Below are 21,080 nucleotides of genomic sequence, written 5' to 3' on the forward strand. Positions count from 1 at the left end.
GGCCCCCGCGTCACCATCAATCGGCAGGACGGACCTGACCGGGGACCGGCCCGGCCGCCCCCGGCACCGGCGGGAGCAGCGGTCCGCACTCCCACTGCTGGAAGATCAACCGCGTCTCCACGCGGGCCACTTCGCGCCGCGAGGTGAACTCGTCCAGCACGAGCCGCTGCAGATCCGCCGTGTCCGCCACCGCCACATGCACCAGGTAGTCGTCGGGGCCGGTCAGATGGAACAGGGCTCGGGACTCCGGCAGCGACCTGATCCGCTCCACGAACGGCCCGATGAGCTCCCGCCGGTGCGGCCGCACCTGTACGGAGAGCAGCGCCTCCAGCCCCCGGCCCAGCCTGGCCGGATCCAGCCGCAGCTGGTGCCCGAGGATGACACCGGTGCGCCGCAGTCGCGCCACCCGGTCCAGGCACGTCGAGGGAGCCACGCCGACCTCGGCCGCCAGCTCCCGGTACGTGGTCCGGGCGTCGTTCTGCAGCAGCCGCAGAATGTGCAGATCCACCGTGTCGAGAGCGACGGAATCAGTCATTCGGCGAACGTAGCACGGGCTTTGGGCCGTACCTTCCGGTCGGCGTTCAGAGTGCGCGCATGGACAACGAATCCGTGCTGCCGCCCTCGACCACCCCGTCCCGGGCGCTCGCCACCGAAGCCGTGCACGCCGGACGCGACGACCTCGCGGCCCTCGGCCTGCACGCCGCACCGATCGACCTGTCGACCACCTACCCCTCGTACGACTCCCGCGCCGAGGCCGAGCGGATCGACGCCTTCGCCACCACCGGGGCCCGCCCGGACGGCCCGCCGGTCTACGCGCGGCTCGACAACCCCACCACCGCCCGCTTCGAAACGGCGCTGGCCCGGCTGGAGGGCACCGCGAGCGCGGTGGCGTTCGCCAGCGGCATGGCCGCGCTGACCGCTGTCCTGCTGGCCCGCGCGAGCGTGGGCCTGCGCCATGTGGTGGCCGTCCGGCCGCTGTACGGATGCAGCGACCACCTGCTCGGCGCGGGGCTGCTGGGCACCGAGGTGACGTGGACGGATCCGGCGGGCATCGCCGAGGCGATCCGGCCCGACACGGGTCTGGTGATCGTGGAGACCCCGGCCAACCCGACCCTGGCCGAAGTGGACATCCGGGCCGTCGCCCACTCCTGCGGTTCGGTGCCGCTGCTGGTCGACAACACCTTCGCGACGCCTGTCCTCCAGCGTCCCGTCGAGCTCGGTGCCCGGATCGTGCTGCACAGCGCGACGAAGTACCTGGGCGGGCACGGCGACGTGATGGGCGGAGTCGTCGCGTGCGACGAGGAGTTCGCCGGCGTGCTGCGCCAGGTGCGCTTCGCCACCGGCGGGGTCCTGCACCCGATGGCCGGTTATCTGCTGCTGCGCGGCCTGTCCACCCTGCCGGTACGGGTCCGGGCCGCCTCCGCGAGCGCCGCCGAACTCGTCCGCCGGCTCTCCGCCGACCCCCGGGTGGCCCGGGTGCACTACCCGGAGATCGGCGGCGCCATGGTGTCGTTCGAGGTGTACGGGGACCCGCACCGGGTGATCGCGGGAGTGCGGCTGATCACGCCCGCGGTCAGCCTCGGCAGCGTCGACACCCTCATCCAGCACCCGGCGTCCATCAGCCACCGCATCGTGGACGAGACGGACCGGCACTCCTCCGGCGTGGGCGACCGGCTGCTGCGCATGTCGGTCGGCCTGGAGGACGTCGAGGACCTGTGGGCCGACCTGTGCCAGGCGCTGAGCGGCGCGGAGCCCGTACGCGGTGGGGTCAGCGTTCGGCCTGCTCGTACGGCGGCGGCTGGGGCAGGGAGCGCGCCCGGGACGGCGCAAGGCGTGCGGTGATCACGAGGGTGCCCTCCTCGATCTGGTAGTCGAGCGGCAGCGAGAGCGCGCGCATGGCGGCGACCATGCCGGTGTTCGACGCCTGGGTGACGGCGTAGACGTTCTCGCAGCCGGCCTCGACGGCCAGCGCCACGAGACGGGCGAGCAGCTCGCAGCCGATCCCGCGCCGCTGCCACTCGTCCTCCACCAGGAGGGCCACCTCGGTCTCGTCGCCGTCCCACAGCAGATGGCCGAGGGCCACCAGCCGCCCGGAGGCCGTCTGCACGGCGAGCGTGCGGCCGAAGCGCGGGCTCAGCAGGTGGTCCAGATAGCGGTCGGCGTCCCGGACCGGCCCGTGGTAGCGCAGCCGCAGTGTCTGCTCGGAGCACCGCCCGTGCATCTCCACGGCCGCGTCGAGGTCGGCCCGGTCCGCCCGGCGCACGGTGATCTCTTCGCCCTCGGGCAGCCGGAGCACCTGCTCGCCGCGCGGGACCCGGGGACCGAGCCGCGCGTCGAGCTCCACCAGCGCCCGGGCCCGGGCGAACTCCGTGGGCGTGAACGGCAGATAGGGCCGCTCCACCGTGATGACACCGCCCGACGGGTCGCGCAGCCGCATCACCGTCTCCTCCAGCACCCCTTCGACGGGGGCGGTCTCGCCGGTGGCGCGGCCGGTGACCGACACGGCGGGCAGCGAGTGGATCGTGCACCGGCCGAGCAGTTGCCGCAGCGCCAAGGGGAGTTCGGCGGCGTCGAGGGCGGTGCGGGTGGCGAGGCCGAGTACCCGCGTCGGGGCGTCCACCAGATCGTGGGCGTCGGCCCGCTCCGTCCAGGTGGAGCTGCCCCCGGCGTCGGCGACCGCGCGGGACAGCTCCCGGGCCGGCAGGGACGCGGGCACCCGCAGCAGGAACTCGTCGACGGTGCCCCGTGCCAGCGGGTGCGTCTGGAGCGTGAGGATGTCGATGCCGTGCCGGGCCAGCACCGTGCACAGCGCGGCCAGGCTGCCCGGAACGTCCCGCACCGTGGTCCGCATCCGCCACAGCACGGTCTCTCCGGGAGCGGCGGGCGCGGAGGCGTCGGCGGCCGGGGCGGCCTCTCCTTCGGCCGCGTCCGCCTCCGTGGCCGTGGCGTCGGGCGGGGGCGGGGCGTGGCTGTGGCGCCGGGCCCACCAGGTGTGGAACGCGGCCGTCGCGGTCAGCGCCACGGCCGAGGCCACGAGCAGGTAGGGGCCGTCCGGCTGGTGCCCGATCAGGTTGGCGATCGCGTCGGCGACCGCCACCGCCGTGAACAGCGCGGCGAGTTCGATCACGTCCCGCCGCCAGTGATGCGGGCGGTGGGCACTCTTCGCGGATGTCACATCAGTCATGAACCCACTGTGACCGCACCGTGTTGCCTGATCACGAACGCTTTGTGACCGATGGGTTAAAGGGCAACCCAGCTTCCCGTCATCGGTTTCGAAGGCGTTGGCCGCGTGTTTCGAGGGGCGGCCCGGGGGCGGGCGTGCGCCGCCCGGGGCTCAGCCGGTCCCTGCCCGGCAGGCGGTTTCCAGGCGTATGGCCTGCCGCACCAGCTGGGTCGTCCCGCCGCGCGCGGCCGTCTCCGCGAGCCCCGGCACCGGCCCCGTCTTCGGCGGCCCGCTGAGCTCCGCGCACTCCGCCGCCACGGCGAGCAGATCGCTCAGGCCCCGGGGCGCCCGCTCCAGGGCCAGCAACGCGGGCAGCACCGGCACCAGGACGGACAGGACCGTCCCGTAGGCCCCAGTGCCCGCCGCGGTCCGGGCCGCGTCGGCCAGCCGGTTCGGCTTGACCGACCCCCGTTCGACCAGGGCCGCCAACTCGCCCCCGAGCAGCCCCGCGTCGAGCCGGCCCCGCGCGGCCAGCACCAGCAGGGCGTCCACCGCCGCGAGCCGGTCGTCCGCGTGGCGGGCGCCCAGCCCGTAGGCCAGGGCGAGATGGAGCGCACCGGCGGCCGGCCCACCGGTCTCGGCGAGCGCGGGCAGCAGCCAGGTGCCGCCCCGCTCCTCCTGTACGCACGCCGCGACGGAGGGCAGCAGCAGGGCCGCGAGGGTGTCGCCGTCCTCGGGCAGGAGGGCGGTCCAGTGCGGCGACTCCACGACCCAGTGGTAGCAGCGATGGTCGAGCGGCGCGTGCGGACTGCCGAGCCAGTGGAAGCAGCGGGGGAACTTCTGCCGGACGAGGAGGTTCCCGTCGGTGGACAGCAGCGCGCGGCGCACCGTGGTCACCGTCTGCCGCAGCCAGTCCCGGGCGACCGGCACGTCCGTCTCCCCATGCCGGGGGAGCACCGTGGCCACCGGCCGGTCCGCCCGCAGCCACGCCGCCAGCCGGTCGCCCGCCTCGGTGCCCAGGGCGGCGGCCCGCCCCGCGGCCTCCGCCTCGCCGGTCCGCCGTACCCGCAGCAGGGCCTGCGCCAAGTCCACGGGCCCGGCCGCGAGCCCCAGCGCCTTGTATCCGCGCAGCCGCTCGACCAGCTCCGAGGCGTCGATGGTCCCCGTGTGCCAGGTGGGCGTGGCCAGCAGGTACGGCAGCCTGCCCGTCCGTACCACGGCGGCGGCCTCCCACAGGCGGGCGTACACGATCGCGTCGAGAGCCGCGTGGGAGCAGGTGCCCTGCGCCGCCCCGTGGGCCTGTCCGTCGTGGACGGCGCGCCGCGAGATCCGCCCGAGCAGCGAGGCCGCGACGAGGTGCAGGCCGTCGCGGCCGCGGAGCATCCGGCGGTCGGTGTCGTCCCGCGGGGCCTTGGTCCACCACTGCCCGGCGAGCGCGGACTCCAGGGCGGTGATCAGCTCCTCCCGGCCGGTGTGGGCGTGACGGACCAGCCCGTCCAGCGCCCGTTCGAACGTGGTCACGTCGTCCTGGTCCGACCGGAGCAGGGCCGCCGTCACCTCTTCGGTGAGCTCGGCCACCGACGTGGCCGGTGGACCGAGCGGGCGCGGGGCCGGCGGCGGGGGCAGGATCTCCTCGTAGGCAGCGGGCCCCGGCACCTCCTCCAGCAGCTCCCCGAACACGGCGCGCGCCGCCTCCCGGTGCACCGGGCCCAGCAGCGAGGCCATCCGGGCCGTCTCCTCCCGCACCTTGGGCGTCGCGGCGGGCAGGGCGCGGGCGGCCAGCTTGAGCGCCCGCTCCTGCGTGTCGGTGTCCGGATGCCCGAAGGCGTCCGCGATCACCGGCAGCAGCTCGCCGGCCGCCGGAGGATCCCGGCGCAGCACCTTGCCCAGGTGGACCAACTGGGCGCGCACCAGCTTCTTCTCCGTACGGAAGAGCACCGCGCCGGACACCTCGGCCAGCTGCCGGACCGACAGCGCGCCCCGCGCGTCGAGCCGGGCCAGCACCTCCTGGGCGTGGCCGGCCACCGGGGAAGGCCCGTCGGCGGCCATCGCCATCCAGTCGGCGGTCCGCGCCGCCTCCTCGTCGGAGGTGGGACCGAGCCCTCGTACGACCAGCAGGCAGAAGCGGAGATCGACGGGCTTTCCGCCACGCAGCAGCCGCGCGATGCAACGGTCCAGCAGGGCGGCGCGGTCGAGCAGGCCGTCCGCCACCAGGGCCGTCAGCGCGGCCGGCCAGTACCCGGCGGGGGAGCGGCTGTCGACCCACGCCACGACCGGCGGCAGCTCCGGCATCGTCAGGAGGTGCGGAACCAGGACGTCGAGATGGGCGTCCGCCCGCAACACGTCGACCAGGGGCTTCTCGGCTCCGCCCTGCCACCGCGCGCTGTTGACCCGCTCCGCCCACGCCCGGGCCATGCCGTCGGAGACGGGCAGCGGACAGCCCGCCCGGCGGGCCAGCTCCTCGACGAGCCGGTACTCCGTCTCCGACTCCACCGCGCGCGCGGCCAGCCGGCGGGCGAGATCGGCGAGCCAGTCCGGCTCCCGGTCGGCCAGCACCTCCAGGAGCCACGGGTTCACCGAGTGCACCCAGCCCCGCATGTCCCTCGCCCCGAGCCAGGACGCGCAGCCCGCCGCCCCGGTGTGGCAGCCCGCACCGGCCACCAGGATCGCCTTGCGCACCCGGGTGCGCTCGCCCCAGGGCCAGTCCCAGGCCTCCTTGCGCAGGGCCTTCAACTCCTCCAGCACGCCCTTGCGTCCGCCCCGGTCGAGCCGGGCCAGCAGGGGCCGGATGTCGTCCACGCGGCCCTCGCGGACCGCGTCCAGCAGCGTCTTCACCGGGCACCTCCGGCGACCGCCGCGCCGCGGCGGACCATCCGGACCGCCAGGGCGTGCTTGCACGGGCCGCGCCGGCCCCGGTAGTCCGCCCACCACTGGCAGGTGCAGCTCAGCGCGCCCGGCCGCTCACGGACCTGGTAGCGCCGGTCGCCCGAGCGCACCGCCGCCACCTCGCCGTCCAGGACCACCGCCCCCTCCCGGGCCAGCCGCCGCGCCGCGACCAGCCGGGGGTTGTGACGCTCGGCCCGGTCCGCGTCGTACGGCAGCTCGCGGTGGAAGTACGCGGCGTCCGCGAGGTCGTAGCCCACCCGGCCCGCCGTGCCCAGCCGGACCAGCGCGGCCCGGACCCGCTCCACCGGAAGGCCCGCCTGCTCCGCCAGCCGGTCCGGCTCGATCCGGGGCTCCCACGCCAGCAGCACCGAGACCAGCTCCGCGTCGGCCGCGGCGTCGTCCGTGGCCAGCGCCTCCAGGACCCCGCCCTCACCGGAGAAGCCGCGCGAGGCGTCGGGCGACAGGGTCAGCGTGAGCCGCATCCCGGGCAGCACGACCTCCCAGGCGCTCGCGGCGGCCGCACCGTCGGCCACCGGCCCGTACACCCGGAGCGCCGACGCGTACCGCAGGACCCGTTGCAGGGCGGTCAGCCGCTGCGGTCCGGGAAGGCAGACGGCCCCGGGCACCGGCCGGGTCGTGGGCCGGAGCGTCCGCCCGGCCGGGACCACCCAGCGCGCGCCGCGCGCGGCCGCCCCCGAGGACGCGGGCAGCGACCTCAGGAACCGTACGGCGTCCGCCGCCGGGAGCTCCGCCCGCAGGTCGAAGGCGGCGGAGGCCACCTGTGCCTCCGCGAAGCCCCGCAGCCACCGGTCCGGCAACGGAACCTTCTTCTCCACGATCGCGCCGTCCGTCGTGGTCACCGCCATCTCCTGCGGGCCCACCCGCAGATGCAGCGGCTCGTCACCGCCCATCCGCGACAGCGCCTCCCGCAGCGGATCGTTCACGTCCACATTCGTGGTGCCGTGGCCCGTCTCCACGCCCTCCAGGCCCTCGCTCAGCACATCGAGCCGCGCGTACACCCCGCAGCAGCCGGAGAACGACTCGAAGCGCAGCCGGTCGCCGTTGCCCGTCACCACCGGGTCCAGGGAGGACAGCAGCGTCCGCTGGTAGTAGCGCGCGGCGGCGACGTCGGCCACGGCGAGCAGTCCCCGCGCCGCTATGTGCGGCGAGGCCAGGAACCCTGAGAAGAACCGGGGGTGCGCCTCGGCGCCGTGCGGTGTGGAGCCGCCGGCCGTCTCCAGGCCGAGGGACCGCCCGGCCCGCGAGGAGGCCAGGACGGAGGGACGTGAGTAGGCCAGGGCCTGCACGGTTCGGGTCATGGAAAAACCGTAGGACCCACCACTGACAACCGGTCATCACCGCAGGTCAGCAACGTTATTGCGTAAGGGCGGCCAGTGCGCGAACCCCGCGCACGATGTCGCCCGGGGCGAGATGGGCGTAACCGAGCACGAGGCGCACGCAGCCGTCCGCCGGCCGCTCCGTCCCGTATGCGCGGAGCAGGCGCACGGCGACCCCGGCGGCTGCCGCGCGCTCCGCGAACTCCTCCTCCGGCCCCCACCGTTGCGGGAGCCGCGCGATGGCGTGCAGCCCCGCCGCGACGCCGCTCACCTCCGTGCCCGGGATGTGCTCGGCCAGGGCCCGCGTGAGGACGTCGCGCCGCTCCCGGTAGGCCCGCTGGCAGCGCCGCAGCTGACGGTCGTAGCCCCCGCCGGTCACGAAGTCGGCGAGCACCGCCTGTTCGAGGGACGGGTTGCCGAGGTCCATCGTCCGCTTCCGTTCCACGAGCTCGGCGGTCATCGACGCGGGTGCGATCAGCCAGCCCAGACGCAGCCCGGGGGCCAGCGACTTGCTGACCGACCCGGTGTACGCGACGCGTTCGGGATCGAGGCCCTGGAGGGCGCCGACGGGGGCACGGTCGTACCGGAAGTCACCGTCGTAGTCGTCCTCGATCAGGAGCCCGTCCGTCTCCCGCGCCCACTCCAGGAGCCGGCTGCGACGCGCGGCGGAGTACGCCACTCCGGTCGGGAACTGGTGAGCCGGCGTCGTCACCACGGCCCGCACCCCGGAACGTCCCAGCGGCTCCGGCGCCAAACCCTCGTCGTCCAGCGGGATCATGGTGGTCGCCACCCCGGCGGAGGCGAAGAGCGCCGTGTGCTCGGGACTCCCCGGGTCCTCCACACCGACCGTGCGCACCCCGCGCCCGTGCAGGACGAACCCCAGCAATGTCGTCGCCTGCGCGACCCCGGAACACACCAGCAGCCGTTCCGGATCGGCGACCACCCCGCGCCGCCGCGCCAGGAGCGCGGCCAGGGCGACACGCAGCTCCGGCAGGCCGCGCGGGTCCGGGTAGCCGAGCGCCGCGTGCGGCAGCCGGCCGAGCACCGAGCGGTGGGCGGCGGTCCAGGCGCTGCGCGGGAACAGGGAGAGATCGGGCGTCCCGGGCCGGAAGTCGACCCGCACCCCACGGGCACGCGGCGCCAGGTCCCGCGCACCGCCCGCCGCCGCCCTCGCCGACCCGCTCACCCACGTCCCCGCACCGCGCCCGCTGCGCAGATAGCTCTCCGCCGTCAGCTGCTCGTACGCCTCGGTCACCAGACCGCGCGAGACCCTCAGATCGGCGGCCAGCTCCCGGCTGGACGGCAGCCGTGTCCCCGGCGCCAGACGACCGGAGCGGACCGCTTCGCGCAGCGCCGACTGGAGCGCCCGCCCGCGGCCGCGTACCGGAGCAGACGCCACCGGAAGCAGCAACTCCCAGGCTGTCGAGACGAATGCGCGGCCTTCACCGCTGCCGTCGGAGGGCGGATTGGTCCCCGAAGCTGTCATGGAAGTGGACCTTAAACCGAGCCACCGCGCTCCCTAGCGTCGGTCCCATGAACGCGACCTCTCTGCGCGGCGCCTCGCTCGCCGCCTTCGCCTGCGTCCTCGTCGGCGCTTCCTTCACCGCCAACAGCGTCCTCGGCGACTACCCCTACGCAGGCGGTCAGGCACTCCGCTACGGCCTCGCGGCGCTCCTCCTGCTGCCCCTGATCCACCGTCCCGGCGAACCGCGCCCCGCCGCCACGCTGCGGCTGCTCACCGGACGGCAGTGGGCGCGGCTCGCGCTGCTCGCCGCCGTCGGCATGGTCGGCTTCAACTTCGCCGTCCTGGCGGCCGAGCGTTCCGCGGAACCGGCGGTCCCGGGCGTCTTCGTCGGCTGCGCCCCGATCCTCGTCGCCGTCCTCGTCCCCCTGCTGGAAGGGCGCCGGCCCACCCGGCCCGTGCTGTGCGCGGCGGCGCTGGTCGCCGTGGGGGCGTTCACGGTCCAGGGCTGGGGGCGCACCGACCTGAGCGGCATCCTGTGCTCGGTCGGCGCACTGGCGGGCGAGGTGGGCTTCGCCGTGATCGCGGTGCCCGTCCTGCGCCCGCTGGGCCCGAAGCTGCTGTCCGCGACGGTGTGCGCCCTCGCCGCGGCCGAGTCGACGCTCCTGGGCCTGGTGCTGGACGGCGGCGGTTTTCTCCGCGTGCCGACCGGGCCCGAGGCGCTGGCGCTGGTCTGGCAGGCGGCCGTCGTGACGGTCATCGGCTTCGTCTGCTGGTACATGGGCATGCAGCGCGTCGGCGCCGAGCGCGCCACCCTCTTCTCCGGCCTCATCCCGGTCTCCGCCGCGCTCACCGCCCCGCTCGTGGGCACCGGTTCGTACGGTCTCGCCCAGGCCGCCGGGTCCTGCCTCGTCGGCCTCGGGGTGGCGATCGGCTCGGGGATGCTGGAGCGGCGCGGCGGGGCAGCCCCGCAGGTGGGAGCCCCCGCTCCGAAGACGGACGCCGGGCCGCGCGCGGTGCGCCGGTCCGCGAACGTCCTGTGAACGCTGTGCGGCGCATCGTCGATTCACAGGGTCTCCGGCGCAGGATTGGTCTTGACCAAGGGGTTGCGCCGTCCTATGGTCTCAACGTTAAGACAGGAACCTTTAATAAATAACGTCGCGGAATAAGCCGCTGGGCGATTGCGGAGGACAGGGTGGGGACCACGCAGCTGGAAACGGTGCAGGAGCCGAAGTACTGGCACCTCAAGACCGTGCTCAGTGAGGCACTCGACTCGGACTTCGCGGTGGGGGAGGTCCTTCCCAACGAGCGTGAGCTCGCCGCCCGGTTCGGCGTCGCCCGGGCCACGCTCCGGCAGGCTCTGGAGCAGCTCGAACTCGAAGGCAGGCTGCACCGCCGCCGCGGCGTCGGGACCACGGTCGCCCCGCCCCGCGTCGGCGTGGCCGTCTCCACCGCCCGCAACGACTGGACCGACGGCGGGGCCGACACGGCGTGGCAGGCGGTGGACTGCGAGAGCGCTCCCGCCCCCGCCGCGGTCGCCGCGACGCTGAACGCCGGCGCCGAGGAGCCCGTCCACGTCGTGCGCCGCATCCGCACGAGCCACGGCCAAGTGGTCGCCGCCGAGCTGCTCTACGTGCCGTCCGCCTCCGTGCCCGACCTGTCCGGGATAGACGCCCCGTCCGGCGCGGCCCGCGCCCGCAACGTCGTGCGCGAACTGCACCGGCTCGGCCTCGACGGCCAGGACCGCTCCGTCGAGCTGGGCTCCGCCCGCGCCGACGACGCCAGGGAGCTGGACCGGCTCCCCGGCGCCCCCGTCCTCGTGGTCACCACCCGCTACCTCGCCGCGGGCGGCACGGCGGCGGTCTCGGTCGCGACGTACCGGGCCGACACCTGCCGGCTCACCTTCGGCGACTCGGGCGCCCTGGAGATCAGCCACCCGGTCCAGGAGGAGCGCCAGGCTTCCTAGCCCGGACGCTCTGAGGGCCCGTCCGCGCCCCACGGCCCGTCGCACTCAGCGGCGGGCCGTCACCGTTCCCTCGACGGCGAACAGCTGCTCCTCCACATGGTCGAGCGCGAGCCGCAGCGCACCGGTCGCCACCGCAGCCTCGCCGAGGAGCGACAGGCACACCCGGGGCGGGCGCAGGCAGTATCGGGCCAGCTCGCTCCGCAGCGGGTCCAGTACCCCGTCCAGGCCGGCGGCCCAGCCCCCGACCACCACCAGCTCGGGGTCGAGCGCCAGCACCAGCGCCGCCACGTCGTGCACCAGGCGCTGGATGAACCGCTCCACCGCGGCCCGGGCCTGCTCGTCCCCGTGCCGTGCCTTGGCGAACACCGCGGCTACCGCGTGCTCGTCCAGCGGGTCCAGCGGGGTGTCCGTCGTGGACAGCAGGTGCTCCGGCGTGACGTCCCGGCCCAACAGGTGCAGCGCGCCGATCTCCCCGGCCGCGCCGCCGAACCCGCGGTGCAGGCGCCCGCCGATCAGGGAGCCGGCGCCCGGGCTCAGCCCCGCCAGCACGAACACGACGTCGTCGGACTCGGTGGCCGCGCCCTTCCAGTGTTCGGCGACGGCGGCGGCGTTGGCGTCGTTCTCCACGAGGACCGGGCAGCGGAAGGAGCGCCTCAGCCGTTCGCCCAGCGGCAGGCCCGTCCAGTCCGGCAGCGCGGTGCCCAGCCGCACGGTCCCGTCGGCCTCCACGATGCCCGGGCTGCCCACGCCGACCGCGCGCAGGCTGCTGCGGGCCACGCCGGTGCGGCGCAGGACGTCGGCGACCACGGCCCGTACCCGGTCGAGCCGGTCGTCGGCACCGGCGGTCTCCGGCACCTCGCGGGAACCGGCGCCGATGATCCGCCCGTCCAGCCCCGACAGCAGCGCGGAGACGCGGTGCGGGCCGATCTCGATGCCCAGCAGGTGCCCGGCCTCGGCGCGGAAGCGGAAGCGGCGGGCCGGACGGCCCTGGCGGCGGGTTTCGGCCCCCTCCGGAGCGCACTCCACGACCAGGCCCGCCTCGAAGAGCCCTTCCACGACTCCCTCGACCGTAGGGCGGGACAGACCCGTGATCCGGGTCAGATCCGTGAGGGTCGGGGAGGAGGACGCGCCCCGGAGGGCGTGCAGTACCACCGCGGAATTGATCCGCCGCAGCAGCGAGGGGTCCCCGCCGGTCAGCCGGCCCACGGTGTGTCCTCCCAGCTAGTGCGCATGTCAGGCGGATCGTACTCGCTGCTCAGGGGGGAGGCGACCAAGGGATGCGAAGCCGTTAGGAAGGGGTTCGGGACGCCGGGTACGGCTGCCGTGGGCCCGGGTGCGCGACCGGTGCCATCTGCTGCCGGTCGCCGCCCAGTTGCTGCCCGGCAGGAGCCAACTGCGGCCACGGCAACCGGAACGAGGTGGCTGAAATCATCTCAAATCAGGGGGCGGAGCCCCGATTGTCAGTGGCGGAAGGTTTACTGACGGCATGACCACCGCACATCACCTCCGCCTCATCGACGGGATGCGCGCCCGGGCGTTCCCCGCGGAACGGGTCCGGTCGGGTTCGGGAGTCAGCGGTCCTGGTTACCACACGGCGTTCCTTTACGTGGACGACGCCTGGGAGGACGACGAGGCGGGGCGGCTGGAGCGCCGCGCCCAGTGCCTCGCGGACCATGAGGCCCTGGTCACCCTGCTCGGCAGCCGCTGGGGCGAGCCGCAGTTGGTCAGTCTGTTCAGCGCCCAGGAGCGGATGCTCGCCGGCGAGGAGATACCCCAGCCGTGGGCGGACACCGCCGCGGGCTGCGAGTACCTGCGCCTCTGGTACATCGAGGGGCGCTGGATAGCGCTGGCGCTCTACCTGGAGGAGGGCGGCTCCGGCTGCGAGTTGAGCGTGGTCGTGACGGAGACCGACCCGCCGTGAGCACTGCCGGCCTCCACGGCCGCGCGCAGCCGGGCGTACTCCTCGGCCATCGCGGCGGCCGTCCAGTGCGCGTTGAGGCCACTGGGGTTGGGCAGCGCCCAGACCCGGGCCCCGCCGACCGTCCGTTCCTGCGGCCCGATCCGGGCCCGGCGCTCGCCGAACGCCGTGCGGTACGCCGTGATCCCCACGACGGCCAGCCAGCGCGGGCGCAGCCGCTCGACCTTGGCGGTCAGAATCCGCCCGCCCTCCCGGAACTCCTCTGCGGACAGCTCGTCGGCCCGGGCCGTGGCCCTGGCGACGACGTTGGTGATGCCGAGCCCGTGGTCGAGCAGTCCGGCCTGCTCGGCGGGGGCCAGCCGGCGCGGGGTGAAGCCGGACAGGTGGAGCACCGGCCAGAACCGGTTGCCGGGGAAGGCGAAGTGGTACCCCGTCGCAGCCGTCGTCAGGCTGGGATTGATCCCGCAGAACAGAACGCGCAGGCCGCCCGCGACCACGTCGGGAACGACGCGGTCGCGGGCGGCCTGGAGTTCTTCGGGCGTCATTTGCGGGGACGGTCCGGCCGGGGCGCCGTCAGAGAATGGAGCCGGGCGCGTAGCCGGCGGCCTCGGGGTGCTGCTTGGTGATCTCCTCGATCCGCGCGACGAGCGCGGTGACCTGGTCGCCGGCCGCCCCGGTGAAGGAGAGCTTGTCGGCCATCAGCTCGTCCAGCTGGGCGCGGTCCAGCGGGATGCGCTCGTCGGCCGCGAGCTTGTCCAGCAGCTCGTTGCGCTCGGTGCCCTGTTCGCGCATGGCGAGGGCGGAGGCGACGGCGTTCTCCTTGATGGCCTCGTGCGCGACCTCGCGGCCGACCCCGGCGCGCACCGCGCCCATCAGCACCTTGGTGGTGGCGAGGAACGGCAGGTAGCGGTCCAGCTCGCGGGCCACGACGGCCGGGAACGCGCCGAACTCGTCCAGGACCGTCAGGAACGTCTCGACCAGCCCGTCGAACGCGAAGAACGCGTCCGGCAGGGCGACGCGGCGCACCACGGAGCAGGAGACGTCGCCCTCGTTCCACTGGTCGCCCGCCAGCTCGCCGGTCATCGACGCGTAACCGCGCAGGATGACCATCAGGCCGTTGACGCGCTCGCAGGAGCGGGTGTTCATCTTGTGCGGCATCGCGGACGAGCCGACCTGGCCCGGCTTGAAGCCCTCGGTGACCAGCTCGTGGCCGGCCATCAGCCGGATGGTCTTCGCCACCGACGAGGGTGCCGCGGCCAGCTGGACCAGCGCGGTCACCACGTCGTAGTCGAGCGACCGGGGGTAGACCTGGCCGACCGAGGTGAAGGCGTGCGCGAAGCCGAGGTGGCCGGCGATGCGCTCCTCGAGCTCGGCGAGCTTCCCGGCGTCGCCGCCCAGCAGGTCCAGCATGTCCTGCGCGGTGCCGACCGGGCCCTTGATGCCGCGCAGCGGGTAGCGGCCGAGCAGGTCGTCGAGGCGGCCGTACGCCACCAGCAGTTCGTCGGCCGCGGTCGCGAAGCGCTTGCCGAGGGTGGTGGCCTGCGCGGCCACGTTGTGGGAGCGCCCGGCGACGACCAGCTCGCGGTACTCGGCCGCCAGCTTGCCCAGGCGGGCCAGGACGGCCACGGTGCGGTTGCGCATCAGCTCGAGGGAGAGCCGGATCTGCAGCTGCTCCACGTTCTCGGTGAGGTCGCGCGAGGTCATGCCCTTGTGGACGTGCTCGTGGCCGGCGAGGGCGTTGAACTCCTCGATCCGGGCCTTCACATCGTGCCGGGTGACCTTCTCGCGCTCGGCGATGGAGGCCAGGTCGACCTGGTCGAGGACACGCTCGTAATCGGCGAGGGCGGCGTCGGGCACCTCGATCCCGAGGTCCTTCTGGGCGCGCAGCACCGCCAGCCACAGCCGGCGTTCCAGCTTCACCTTCTGCTCGGGGGACCAGAGGACGGCCAGCTCCGTGGAGGCGTAGCGGCCGGCCAGGACATTGGGGATGCGAGGCTTCGCAGACACAGCAGTCACGTGTACGGATTCTACTGGCGGTTTGTGCAGCTCAGCGCCGAGGTCCGGTTTGTGCGTTGCTACGAACCGGACGCGTCGCGTCCCTCCCGCTCACCGGACTCCACCTGCCGCCACGTCGCCACCGGAGCCGCCCAGCCCTTCTCCTCCGGGGTCACCCAGAAGGCCCGCCCCCGCTCGGCGTCGAACTGCGCCCCGGCGCGTCCGTCACCCGAGGAGCGCCCGGTGAGCCGCCGTCCGATCCAGGGCAGCAGGTGCTGCCGGGCGAAGCGCACGTCCTCCACCCGCCGGGCGGCCCAGCGCGCCGGGGCCAAGGCGGGCAGGGGGGCCCGCCAGTCGCTCTCCGGAGGCAGCCCCAGCGTCTGCCAGACCGCCTCGGCCACCCGGCGGTGCCCCTCGGCGGTCAGATGCAGCCGGTCGACGTCCCAGAGGCGCGGGTCGCCCAGCACCGGGGCGCCGTACAGGTCGACCACCGCCGCGTCGTGCCGCGCGGCCAGCTCGTCCACCAGCGCGAACAGCTCCTCCATGCGCGGCCGGAACCGCTCCATCACGGGGCCGTTGCGGCCGGGGCTGCGCATCAGCACCAGCTTCCCGCAGGACGGCGCCAGGCGCTCCACCGCCTCCTCGAGGCGTCCGCGCACCATGCCCATGTCGCACGTGGGGCGCAAGGTGTCGTTGAGGCCGCCGACCAGGGTCACCACGTCCGCCCGCATGGCGGCCGCCACCTCCACCTGCTCGTCCACGATCTGGCCGATGAGCTTCCCGCGTACCGCGAGATTGGCGTACCGGAAACCCGGCGTCCGGGCGGCGAGCCGGGAGGCGAGCACATCGGCCCAGCCCCGGTACGAACCGTCGGGCAGCAGGTCCGACATGCCCTCGGTGAACGAGTCGCCGACCGCGACCAGACTGGTGTATGAGGCATTGATTTCCATGGCGCTGCGATCGTATCGCGGTGCCGTACGGCCCCGACGGGCGAAGGGCGGCCCCGGACGGAAGCCCGGAACCGCCCCGGCTCAGCGGCTCTGCGGCCGTCCCACCAGCTCCCGGAGCACGTCCTCCATCGTCACCATGCCCGCGAGCCTGCCGTCCTCGTCCAGGACCGCCGCCAGGTGCGTACGGCTGCGCCGCAGCGCCGTCAGCGCGTCGTCCAGCGGCGTCGCCGCCCGGATCCGGGCGATCGGCCGCATCGAGGAGACCGGGAACGGCATGTCGCGCGGGCTCACGTCCAGGGCGTCCTTCACATGGAGGTAGCCGAGGATGCGCTGTTCCGCGTCCATCACCGGGAAGCGCGAGAACCCGGTCTCGTACGACAACCGCTCCAGCTCCTCCGGTGTCGCCCCGACCCGGATGTACATCACCCGGTCGACCGGCAGGACCACGTCCCGTACCGGACGACGGCCCAGCTCCAGCGCGTGGTGCAGGCGCTCGGCCGCCCGGTCGTCGACCAGCCCGGCGTCACCCGCGTCCTTCACCAGGCGGGCCAGCTCGTCGTCCGAGAACGTCGCCTCCACCTCGTCCTTCGTCTCCACCCGCAACAGCTTCAGCAGGGCGTTGGCGAAGGCGTTGATCGCGAAGATCACCGGGCGCAGCGCCCGGGCCAGTGCCACCAGCGGCGGGCCGAGCAGCAGCGCGGTGCGCACCGGTTCGGCCAGCGCGATGTTCTTGGGCACCATCTCGCCCAGCAGCATGTGCAGATAGGTCGCCACCGACAGGGCGATCACGAACGAGGCCGGGTGGACCAGGCCGTGCGGCACGCCCACCGCGTCGAAGACGGGCTCCAGCAGATGCGCGATCGCGGGTTCGGCGACGATACCCAGCACCAGGGTGCACAGCGTGATGCCCAGCTGCGCCGCCGCGAGCAGCGCCGAGACGTGTTCGAGGCCCCAGAGGACGCTGCGGGCCCGGCGGTTCCCCTGCTCGGCCTGTGGCTCGATCTGGCTGCGGCGCACCGAGATGAGAGCGAACTCCGCGCCGACGAAGAAGGCGTTCACGACCAGCGTCAGCAGACCGATGAAGAGTTGTACGGCGGTCATCGTTCGTCCTCCGACGGCTGGTGGGAACCGGTCAGCGGCGCGTGCAGCAGCGCCCGGGCGGCACGGCGCCCGGAGGCGTCCACCACGTCGAGGCGCCAGCCGGCCAGCTCGACCGAATCGCCCACGGCCGGGATGCGGCCGATCTCCGTGGCGATCAGGCCCGCCAGCGTCTCGTACGGGCCGTCCGGCACACGCAGCCCGATCGTCTCCAGCTGGTCCGTGCGGGCGGCGCCGTCCGCCGACCACAGGACGCGTCCGTCGGCGTCCTCACCGGCCGGGGCGAGGTCCGGCGTCTCGTGCGGGTCGTGCTCGTCGCGCACCTCGCCGACGACCTCCTCGACGATGTCCTCCAGCGTCACGACGCCCGCCGTGCCGCCGTACTCGTCGATCACGACCGCCATGGCCAGCCTGCCGGACAGCCGGTCGAGCAGCCGGTCCACGGTCAGCGTCTCGGGGACGAGCACCGGCTCGCGCAGCATCTCGGACACCCGCTTGCGGGGCCGCTGCTCGGCCGGGACCGCCAGCACGTCCTTGATGTGCGCGACGCCCACGACGGTGTCGAGACTGCCCCGGTAGACGGGGAAGCGGGAGAGGCCGGTGGCCCGGGTCGCGTTGGCGACGTCCTCGGCGGTGGCGCCGACCTCCAGGGCCGTGACCTGCACGCGCGGGGTCATCACGTTCTCGGCGGTGAGCTCCGGCAGGTTGAGGGTACGGACGAACAGCTCGGCGGTGTCCGCCTCCAGCGCGCCCTCCTTGGCCGAGTGTCTGGCCAGCGCCACCAGCTCCTGCGGGCTGCGGGCGGAGGCCAGCTCCTCGGCGGGTTCGAGCCCGAACCGGCGCACGATCCGGTTGGCGGTGTTGTTGAGGTGGCTGATGAAGGGCCGGAAGACGGCCGTGAAGGCCCGCTGCGGGGCGGCGACCGTCTTCGCCACCGCGAGCGGCGAGGAGATGGCCCAGTTCTTCGGGACCAGCTCACCGACGACCATCAGGAACACCGTGGACAGGGCCGTGCCGATGACGAGCGCGACGGACGAGGCCACGCCGGGCGACAGGCCGACGGCCTCCACCGGACCCCGGATCAGCTTCGCGATGGACGGCTCGGAGAGCATGCCGACGACCAGGTTGGTGACCGTGATGCCGAGCTGCGCCCCGGACAGCTGGAAGGTGAGGCCGCGGACCGCCTTCATGGCGCTCGCGGCCCCGCGCTCGCCCTGCTCGACGGCCCGCTCCAGCTGGCCGCGCTCCACCGTGGTCAGGGAGAACTCAGCGGCGACGAAGGCGCCGCAGGCGAGCGAGAGCAGTACCGCAACGAGCAGCAGAAGCACTTCGGTCATCGGTTCACCTCCGTCCCATGATCGGGCAGGGACCGGCGGACCGCGCGATGTCGGTGGCTTCGGATACTGGGAGGCTCGCCCATGGGCGGACGCTCACACCTTTCGTCGGAAGGGTCAGGAGTGCCTCCCCATAGTAAAGGATCGGCAAAGTCGCGGGTGTGGCCGTTCACCTGCCCCCTGTGCCCGGCCCGAACGGCTTCACCCACCGCCGCCAGTGGTCCTCCCGGTGGTAGCCGGCCGCCCGCCAGGCGTGGTGGGCCCGCTCGTTCCTCTCCAGGACCATGGCGTCCACCCGCCGCCCGCCCAGCTCGGCGAAGCGCCGCTCCGCCGCGTCGAGGAGCGCGGTCGCGATGCCCTGCCGGCGGTGGTCCGGATGGACGGCCAGCCGGTAGGCGGAGCACCGCCAGCCGTCGAAGCCCGCGATGACGGTCCCCACGAGCAGGCCCTCCCGTTCCGCGAGGAGCAGCGCCCCCGGGTCGCGGTCGATGAGCCGGGCCACCCCGTCGTGGTCGTCGCTGATGCTGGTGCCTTCCGCCGCCGTCCGCCAGAAACGGAGCACGTCGGCGATGTCCGAAGGGGCGGCGGGGCGTATCGGGGGATTACTCATGGGGTGAGCCAATCAGAGGGCCGCTGCTCCGGGCGAGCGCTTTCCCCGCCGGTACGCGACCGGCTCAGCGGAGTCGTGCGGGCAGCGACTCGACGCCGTACACGATCGACAGCTTGCGGAAGGACAGGTCCTGCGGGGGGACGGCCAGCCGCATCGCGGGGAAGCGCCGGACCAGGGCGGGGAAGGCGGAGCGCAGCTCCATGCGCGCGAGTTCCGCGCCGATGCAGCGGTGGATGCCGTGGCCGAAGGCGAGATGCCCGGCCGGAGTGACCCGGTCCACGTCGAACCGCCCGTCGTCCGTGACGTACGCCGGGTCGCGGTTGGCGCCGCTCAGCGAGCAGATCACCATGTCGCCCCGCGGGATCACCACGCCCGCGATCTCGATGTCCTCGCGGGCGAACCGGGGAAAGGCCATCTGCACGGCCGACAGATAGCGCAGCACCTCCTCCACGAAGGGCGCCGTCACACCGTCGTCCGCGCGCAGCCGGTCCGCCACCTCCGGGTTCCGCAGCAGCACCAGGGCGCCGAGCGCGATCGTGCTGGCGGTCGTCTCGAAGCCCCCGGTGAGCACCCCGTCCGCCAGGCCCGCCAGTTCCTCGTCGTCCACGCTGTCCCCGTGCTCCCGCACGATCATCCCGAGCAGGCCGTCGCCCGGCGCGCGCCGCTGGTCCCGCACGACCCCCCGGAAGTAGTCGAGCGAGGCCGACATGGCGCCGAAGGGCGCGGTGGTCCCCGCGAACAGGTCGAAGCGGTCCATGGCCAGCTTCTGGAAGTCGTCGCGGTCCTCGTAGGGCACCCCGAGCAGTTCGCAGATGGTCAGCGACGGCACGGGGAGCGCGAACGCGTGCACCAGATCGACCGGCCCGGGCGCGGCCGCCATCGCGTCCAGGCGCTCCGCGACGATGGCGTCGATCCTGGGCGTCAGCCGGCGCAGCCGGCGCATGGTGAACTCCGGCGTCAGGATGCGGCGCAGCCGCGTGTGCACCGGAGGATCGCTGAATCCCAGGCCGCCGGGGCTGTGCTCGGCGGCTATGCCCGCGTTGCCCGCCAGGTGGGCGAAGTCCGTGCTGAAGCCCTCGGCGGAGCCGAGCACGGCCTTCGACTCCTCGTAGCCGGTGACCACCCAGGCATCCATTCCGAACGGCAGCACCACCCTGGACACCGGTGCGACCGCCCGGGTCTCGGCGAGCCGTCGGACCGGGTCGAGTCCGTCCCTGCGCAGCGGCATCAGCAGCTGTTCCGGGAGCAGCCTCATCGTGGTCGACCCGAACCCGTGCTTCTGGATCCTGGCCAGGTAGCCACGCCCGAGCCGGGCCGTGATGCGGGAACGGAACGTCGTCGTACTCAATGTCACTCCATGAGTCGTCGCGAGAAATGGTCGGTTGGCGCGCCTGTGCCGCCAGGACGTGGCCGACCGCGGTGACTTCGGCTACCTGAGCCCTGAGCAGGAATTATGACCAGGTGTTCGACCGATGGGGGGCCGGGGTGCGGAATACGTCCAGGATGTGACGGTGAACGCCCGTGCGGGCACCTCCCGGCCGCCCGCACACTCGGCCCGTCCGGGCCGGGATGTCCGCCGGACGGCCGGGATGCCGCCACGCGGTCCGGCCGTCCTCGGGGAGTCCACGCCCAGCCGCGCGGAGACCGGGTGGCGCACCGCGTCCGGCGCTCAGCCCAGCGGGCGGTCGCCGCCCAGCGGTGCGGCCAGCCAGCCCGCCGCCCGCGCCCGGAAGTCGGCCGGGGCCAGCGATCCGGCGCCCTCCGGGACGACGCCCAGCAGCGGAGCCCCGGCGGCCACCGGGAGGTCCGCCACGTTGCAGCGCGCCGCGAGACCGGGCGCGGCCGGCATACTGCCGATGACCACCCCCAGGCAGTCGAGCCGCCGGGCCCGCAGCGCCTCCGCCGTCAGGGCCGTGGAGTTCAGCGTGCCCAGACCGGCCGGGGCGACCACCAGGACCGGGGCCGCGAGCAGCCGGGCCGCGTCCGCCAGGGTCGCGCCCTCGTCGTCGAACCGCACGAGCAGCCCGCCGGCGCCCTCGACCAGGACCAGGTCGTGGTCGGCGGCCAGCTTCCCGGCGGCCTCGGCGACCTCGTACGGGCGCACCGGGTCCATCCCGGCCCGGCGGGCGGCCGTCGCGGGCGCCAACGGTTCGGGGAAGCGGGCCAGTTCGACCGCCGTCACATGGGCGCCCGCCAGCCGTGCCACCTCCGCCACGTCGCCGGGCTCGCCCGGCTCCAGGCCGGTCTGGGCCGGTTTGAGGACGGCGACGCGGCGGTGCGCGGCCGCCGCCGCCACGGCCGCCGTCACGATCGTCTTGCCGATCTCCGTGCCGGTGCCGGTCACCACCAGAACGCTCATGC

Annotated in this window: 18 protein-coding genes; 4 read left to right on the forward strand and 14 right to left on the reverse strand. The window is 74.1% G+C overall.

Annotation, left to right across the window (positions count from 1 at the left end; genetic code table 11):
• Positions 1–16: 16 nt before the first annotated feature.
• A complete protein-coding gene (locus ACLQ2N_RS32080; protein WP_018105193.1) occupies positions 17–535 on the reverse strand; it encodes an Lrp/AsnC family transcriptional regulator in 519 nt (172 codons plus the stop codon).
• 59 nt (positions 536–594) lie between these two features.
• Here ACLQ2N_RS32080 and ACLQ2N_RS32085 point away from each other — a divergent pair, with 59 nt between their 5' ends.
• Entirely contained in the window at positions 595–1,842 is a 1,248-nt protein-coding gene (locus ACLQ2N_RS32085) for a trans-sulfuration enzyme family protein (protein WP_425818606.1), read from the forward strand.
• On the opposite strand, the gene ACLQ2N_RS32090 is transcribed toward ACLQ2N_RS32085, so the two are convergent.
• From ACLQ2N_RS32090 to ACLQ2N_RS32105, 4 genes are all read right to left on the reverse strand, one after another.
• The gene (locus ACLQ2N_RS32090; RefSeq protein WP_425818608.1) at positions 1,769–3,184 is read right to left on the reverse strand and encodes a GNAT family N-acetyltransferase; all 1,416 of its coding nucleotides are present in this window, start codon (positions 3,182–3,184) and stop codon (positions 1,769–1,771) included. The genes ACLQ2N_RS32085 and ACLQ2N_RS32090 overlap by 74 nt on opposite strands.
• A 150-nt stretch (positions 3,185–3,334) precedes the next feature.
• Positions 3,335–5,998 carry a DUF6493 family protein gene (locus ACLQ2N_RS32095; RefSeq protein ID WP_425818610.1) on the reverse strand — a complete coding sequence of 888 codons (2,664 nt, stop codon included), beginning with the start codon at positions 5,996–5,998 and terminating at the stop codon, positions 3,335–3,337.
• A complete protein-coding gene (locus ACLQ2N_RS32100; protein WP_425818612.1) occupies positions 5,995–7,368 on the reverse strand; it encodes an SWIM zinc finger family protein in 1,374 nt (457 codons plus the stop codon). The genes ACLQ2N_RS32095 and ACLQ2N_RS32100 overlap by 4 nt, the downstream gene beginning before the upstream one ends.
• Positions 7,369–7,423: 55 nt before the next feature.
• Entirely contained in the window at positions 7,424–8,872 is a 1,449-nt protein-coding gene (locus ACLQ2N_RS32105; protein ID WP_425818614.1) for a PLP-dependent aminotransferase family protein, read from the reverse strand.
• A gap of 47 nt (positions 8,873–8,919) precedes the next feature.
• Here ACLQ2N_RS32105 and ACLQ2N_RS32110 point away from each other — a divergent pair, with 47 nt between their 5' ends.
• Positions 8,920–9,891, forward strand: coding sequence for a DMT family transporter (locus ACLQ2N_RS32110; protein WP_425818616.1), 972 nt, complete (start codon positions 8,920–8,922; stop codon positions 9,889–9,891).
• A gap of 152 nt (positions 9,892–10,043) precedes the next feature.
• A complete protein-coding gene (locus ACLQ2N_RS32115; RefSeq protein ID WP_425818618.1) occupies positions 10,044–10,814 on the forward strand; it encodes a GntR family transcriptional regulator in 771 nt (256 codons plus the stop codon).
• A gap of 45 nt (positions 10,815–10,859) precedes the next feature.
• On the opposite strand, the gene ACLQ2N_RS32120 is transcribed toward ACLQ2N_RS32115, so the two are convergent.
• Positions 10,860–12,020 carry an ROK family protein gene (locus ACLQ2N_RS32120; protein ID WP_425818620.1) on the reverse strand — a complete coding sequence of 387 codons (1,161 nt, stop codon included), beginning with the start codon at positions 12,018–12,020 and terminating at the stop codon, positions 10,860–10,862.
• Between the two features lie 280 nt (positions 12,021–12,300).
• Here ACLQ2N_RS32120 and ACLQ2N_RS32125 point away from each other — a divergent pair, with 280 nt between their 5' ends.
• Positions 12,301–12,735 (forward strand): hypothetical protein, encoded by a 435-nt coding sequence (locus ACLQ2N_RS32125; RefSeq protein ID WP_425818622.1) that lies wholly within the window; start codon positions 12,301–12,303, stop codon positions 12,733–12,735.
• On the opposite strand, the gene mug is transcribed toward ACLQ2N_RS32125, so the two are convergent.
• The 8 genes from mug to bioD form a co-directional block, all read right to left on the reverse strand.
• A complete protein-coding gene (gene mug, locus ACLQ2N_RS32130; RefSeq protein ID WP_425818624.1) occupies positions 12,669–13,277 on the reverse strand; it encodes a G/U mismatch-specific DNA glycosylase in 609 nt (202 codons plus the stop codon). The two genes, ACLQ2N_RS32125 and mug, sit on opposite strands and share 67 nt — an antisense overlap.
• A gap of 28 nt (positions 13,278–13,305) precedes the next feature.
• Positions 13,306–14,748: an adenylosuccinate lyase gene (gene purB / locus ACLQ2N_RS32135; protein ID WP_425818626.1), complete on the reverse strand. Its 1,443-nt coding sequence runs from the start codon at positions 14,746–14,748 to the stop codon at positions 13,306–13,308.
• 59 nt (positions 14,749–14,807) lie between these two features.
• Positions 14,808–15,677 (reverse strand): SGNH/GDSL hydrolase family protein, encoded by an 870-nt coding sequence (locus ACLQ2N_RS32140; RefSeq protein ID WP_425818628.1) that lies wholly within the window; start codon positions 15,675–15,677, stop codon positions 14,808–14,810.
• 81 nt (positions 15,678–15,758) lie between these two features.
• The gene (locus tag ACLQ2N_RS32145; protein WP_425818630.1) at positions 15,759–16,778 is read right to left on the reverse strand and encodes a hemolysin family protein; all 1,020 of its coding nucleotides are present in this window, start codon (positions 16,776–16,778) and stop codon (positions 15,759–15,761) included.
• A complete protein-coding gene (locus ACLQ2N_RS32150) occupies positions 16,775–18,112 on the reverse strand; it encodes a hemolysin family protein (protein ID WP_425818632.1) in 1,338 nt (445 codons plus the stop codon). Before ACLQ2N_RS32150 ends, ACLQ2N_RS32145 begins: the two co-directional genes overlap by 4 nt.
• Before the next feature lie 166 nt (positions 18,113–18,278).
• Positions 18,279–18,719: a GNAT family N-acetyltransferase gene (locus ACLQ2N_RS32155; RefSeq protein WP_425818634.1), complete on the reverse strand. Its 441-nt coding sequence runs from the start codon at positions 18,717–18,719 to the stop codon at positions 18,279–18,281.
• 64 nt (positions 18,720–18,783) lie between these two features.
• Positions 18,784–20,067 carry a cytochrome P450 gene (locus ACLQ2N_RS32160; RefSeq protein ID WP_425818636.1) on the reverse strand — a complete coding sequence of 428 codons (1,284 nt, stop codon included), beginning with the start codon at positions 20,065–20,067 and terminating at the stop codon, positions 18,784–18,786.
• Positions 20,068–20,388: 321 nt separating this feature from the next.
• Positions 20,389–21,078, reverse strand: coding sequence for a dethiobiotin synthase (bioD, locus tag ACLQ2N_RS32165; RefSeq protein ID WP_425818638.1), 690 nt, complete (start codon positions 21,076–21,078; stop codon positions 20,389–20,391).
• Positions 21,079–21,080 lie beyond the last annotated feature (2 nt).

This window comes from Streptomyces sp. DT224 (assembly GCF_049844595.1).
In the GTDB taxonomy this organism is placed as follows: domain Bacteria; phylum Actinomycetota; class Actinomycetes; order Streptomycetales; family Streptomycetaceae; genus Streptomyces.

Coding starts and splice junctions, on each gene's coding strand:
- mug (WP_425818624.1), bottom strand. CDS start 13,277: ATGACGCCCGAAGAACTCCAGGCCGCCCGCGACCGCGTCGTTCCCGAC.
- ACLQ2N_RS32100 (WP_425818612.1), bottom strand. CDS start 7,368: ATGACCCGAACCGTGCAGGCCCTGGCCTACTCACGTCCCTCCGTCCTG.
- ACLQ2N_RS32110 (WP_425818616.1), top strand. CDS start 8,920: ATGAACGCGACCTCTCTGCGCGGCGCCTCGCTCGCCGCCTTCGCCTGC.
- ACLQ2N_RS32090 (WP_425818608.1), bottom strand. CDS start 3,184: ATGACTGATGTGACATCCGCGAAGAGTGCCCACCGCCCGCATCACTGG.
- ACLQ2N_RS32105 (WP_425818614.1), bottom strand. CDS start 8,872: ATGACAGCTTCGGGGACCAATCCGCCCTCCGACGGCAGCGGTGAAGGC.
- ACLQ2N_RS32125 (WP_425818622.1), top strand. CDS start 12,301: ATGACCACCGCACATCACCTCCGCCTCATCGACGGGATGCGCGCCCGG.
- ACLQ2N_RS32150 (WP_425818632.1), bottom strand. CDS start 18,112: ATGACCGAAGTGCTTCTGCTGCTCGTTGCGGTACTGCTCTCGCTCGCC.
- ACLQ2N_RS32085 (WP_425818606.1), top strand. CDS start 595: ATGGACAACGAATCCGTGCTGCCGCCCTCGACCACCCCGTCCCGGGCG.
- ACLQ2N_RS32145 (WP_425818630.1), bottom strand. CDS start 16,778: ATGACCGCCGTACAACTCTTCATCGGTCTGCTGACGCTGGTCGTGAAC.
- ACLQ2N_RS32155 (WP_425818634.1), bottom strand. CDS start 18,719: ATGAGTAATCCCCCGATACGCCCCGCCGCCCCTTCGGACATCGCCGAC.
- ACLQ2N_RS32080 (WP_018105193.1), bottom strand. CDS start 535: ATGACTGATTCCGTCGCTCTCGACACGGTGGATCTGCACATTCTGCGG.
- bioD (WP_425818638.1), bottom strand. CDS start 21,078: ATGAGCGTTCTGGTGGTGACCGGCACCGGCACGGAGATCGGCAAGACG.
- ACLQ2N_RS32140 (WP_425818628.1), bottom strand. CDS start 15,677: ATGGAAATCAATGCCTCATACACCAGTCTGGTCGCGGTCGGCGACTCG.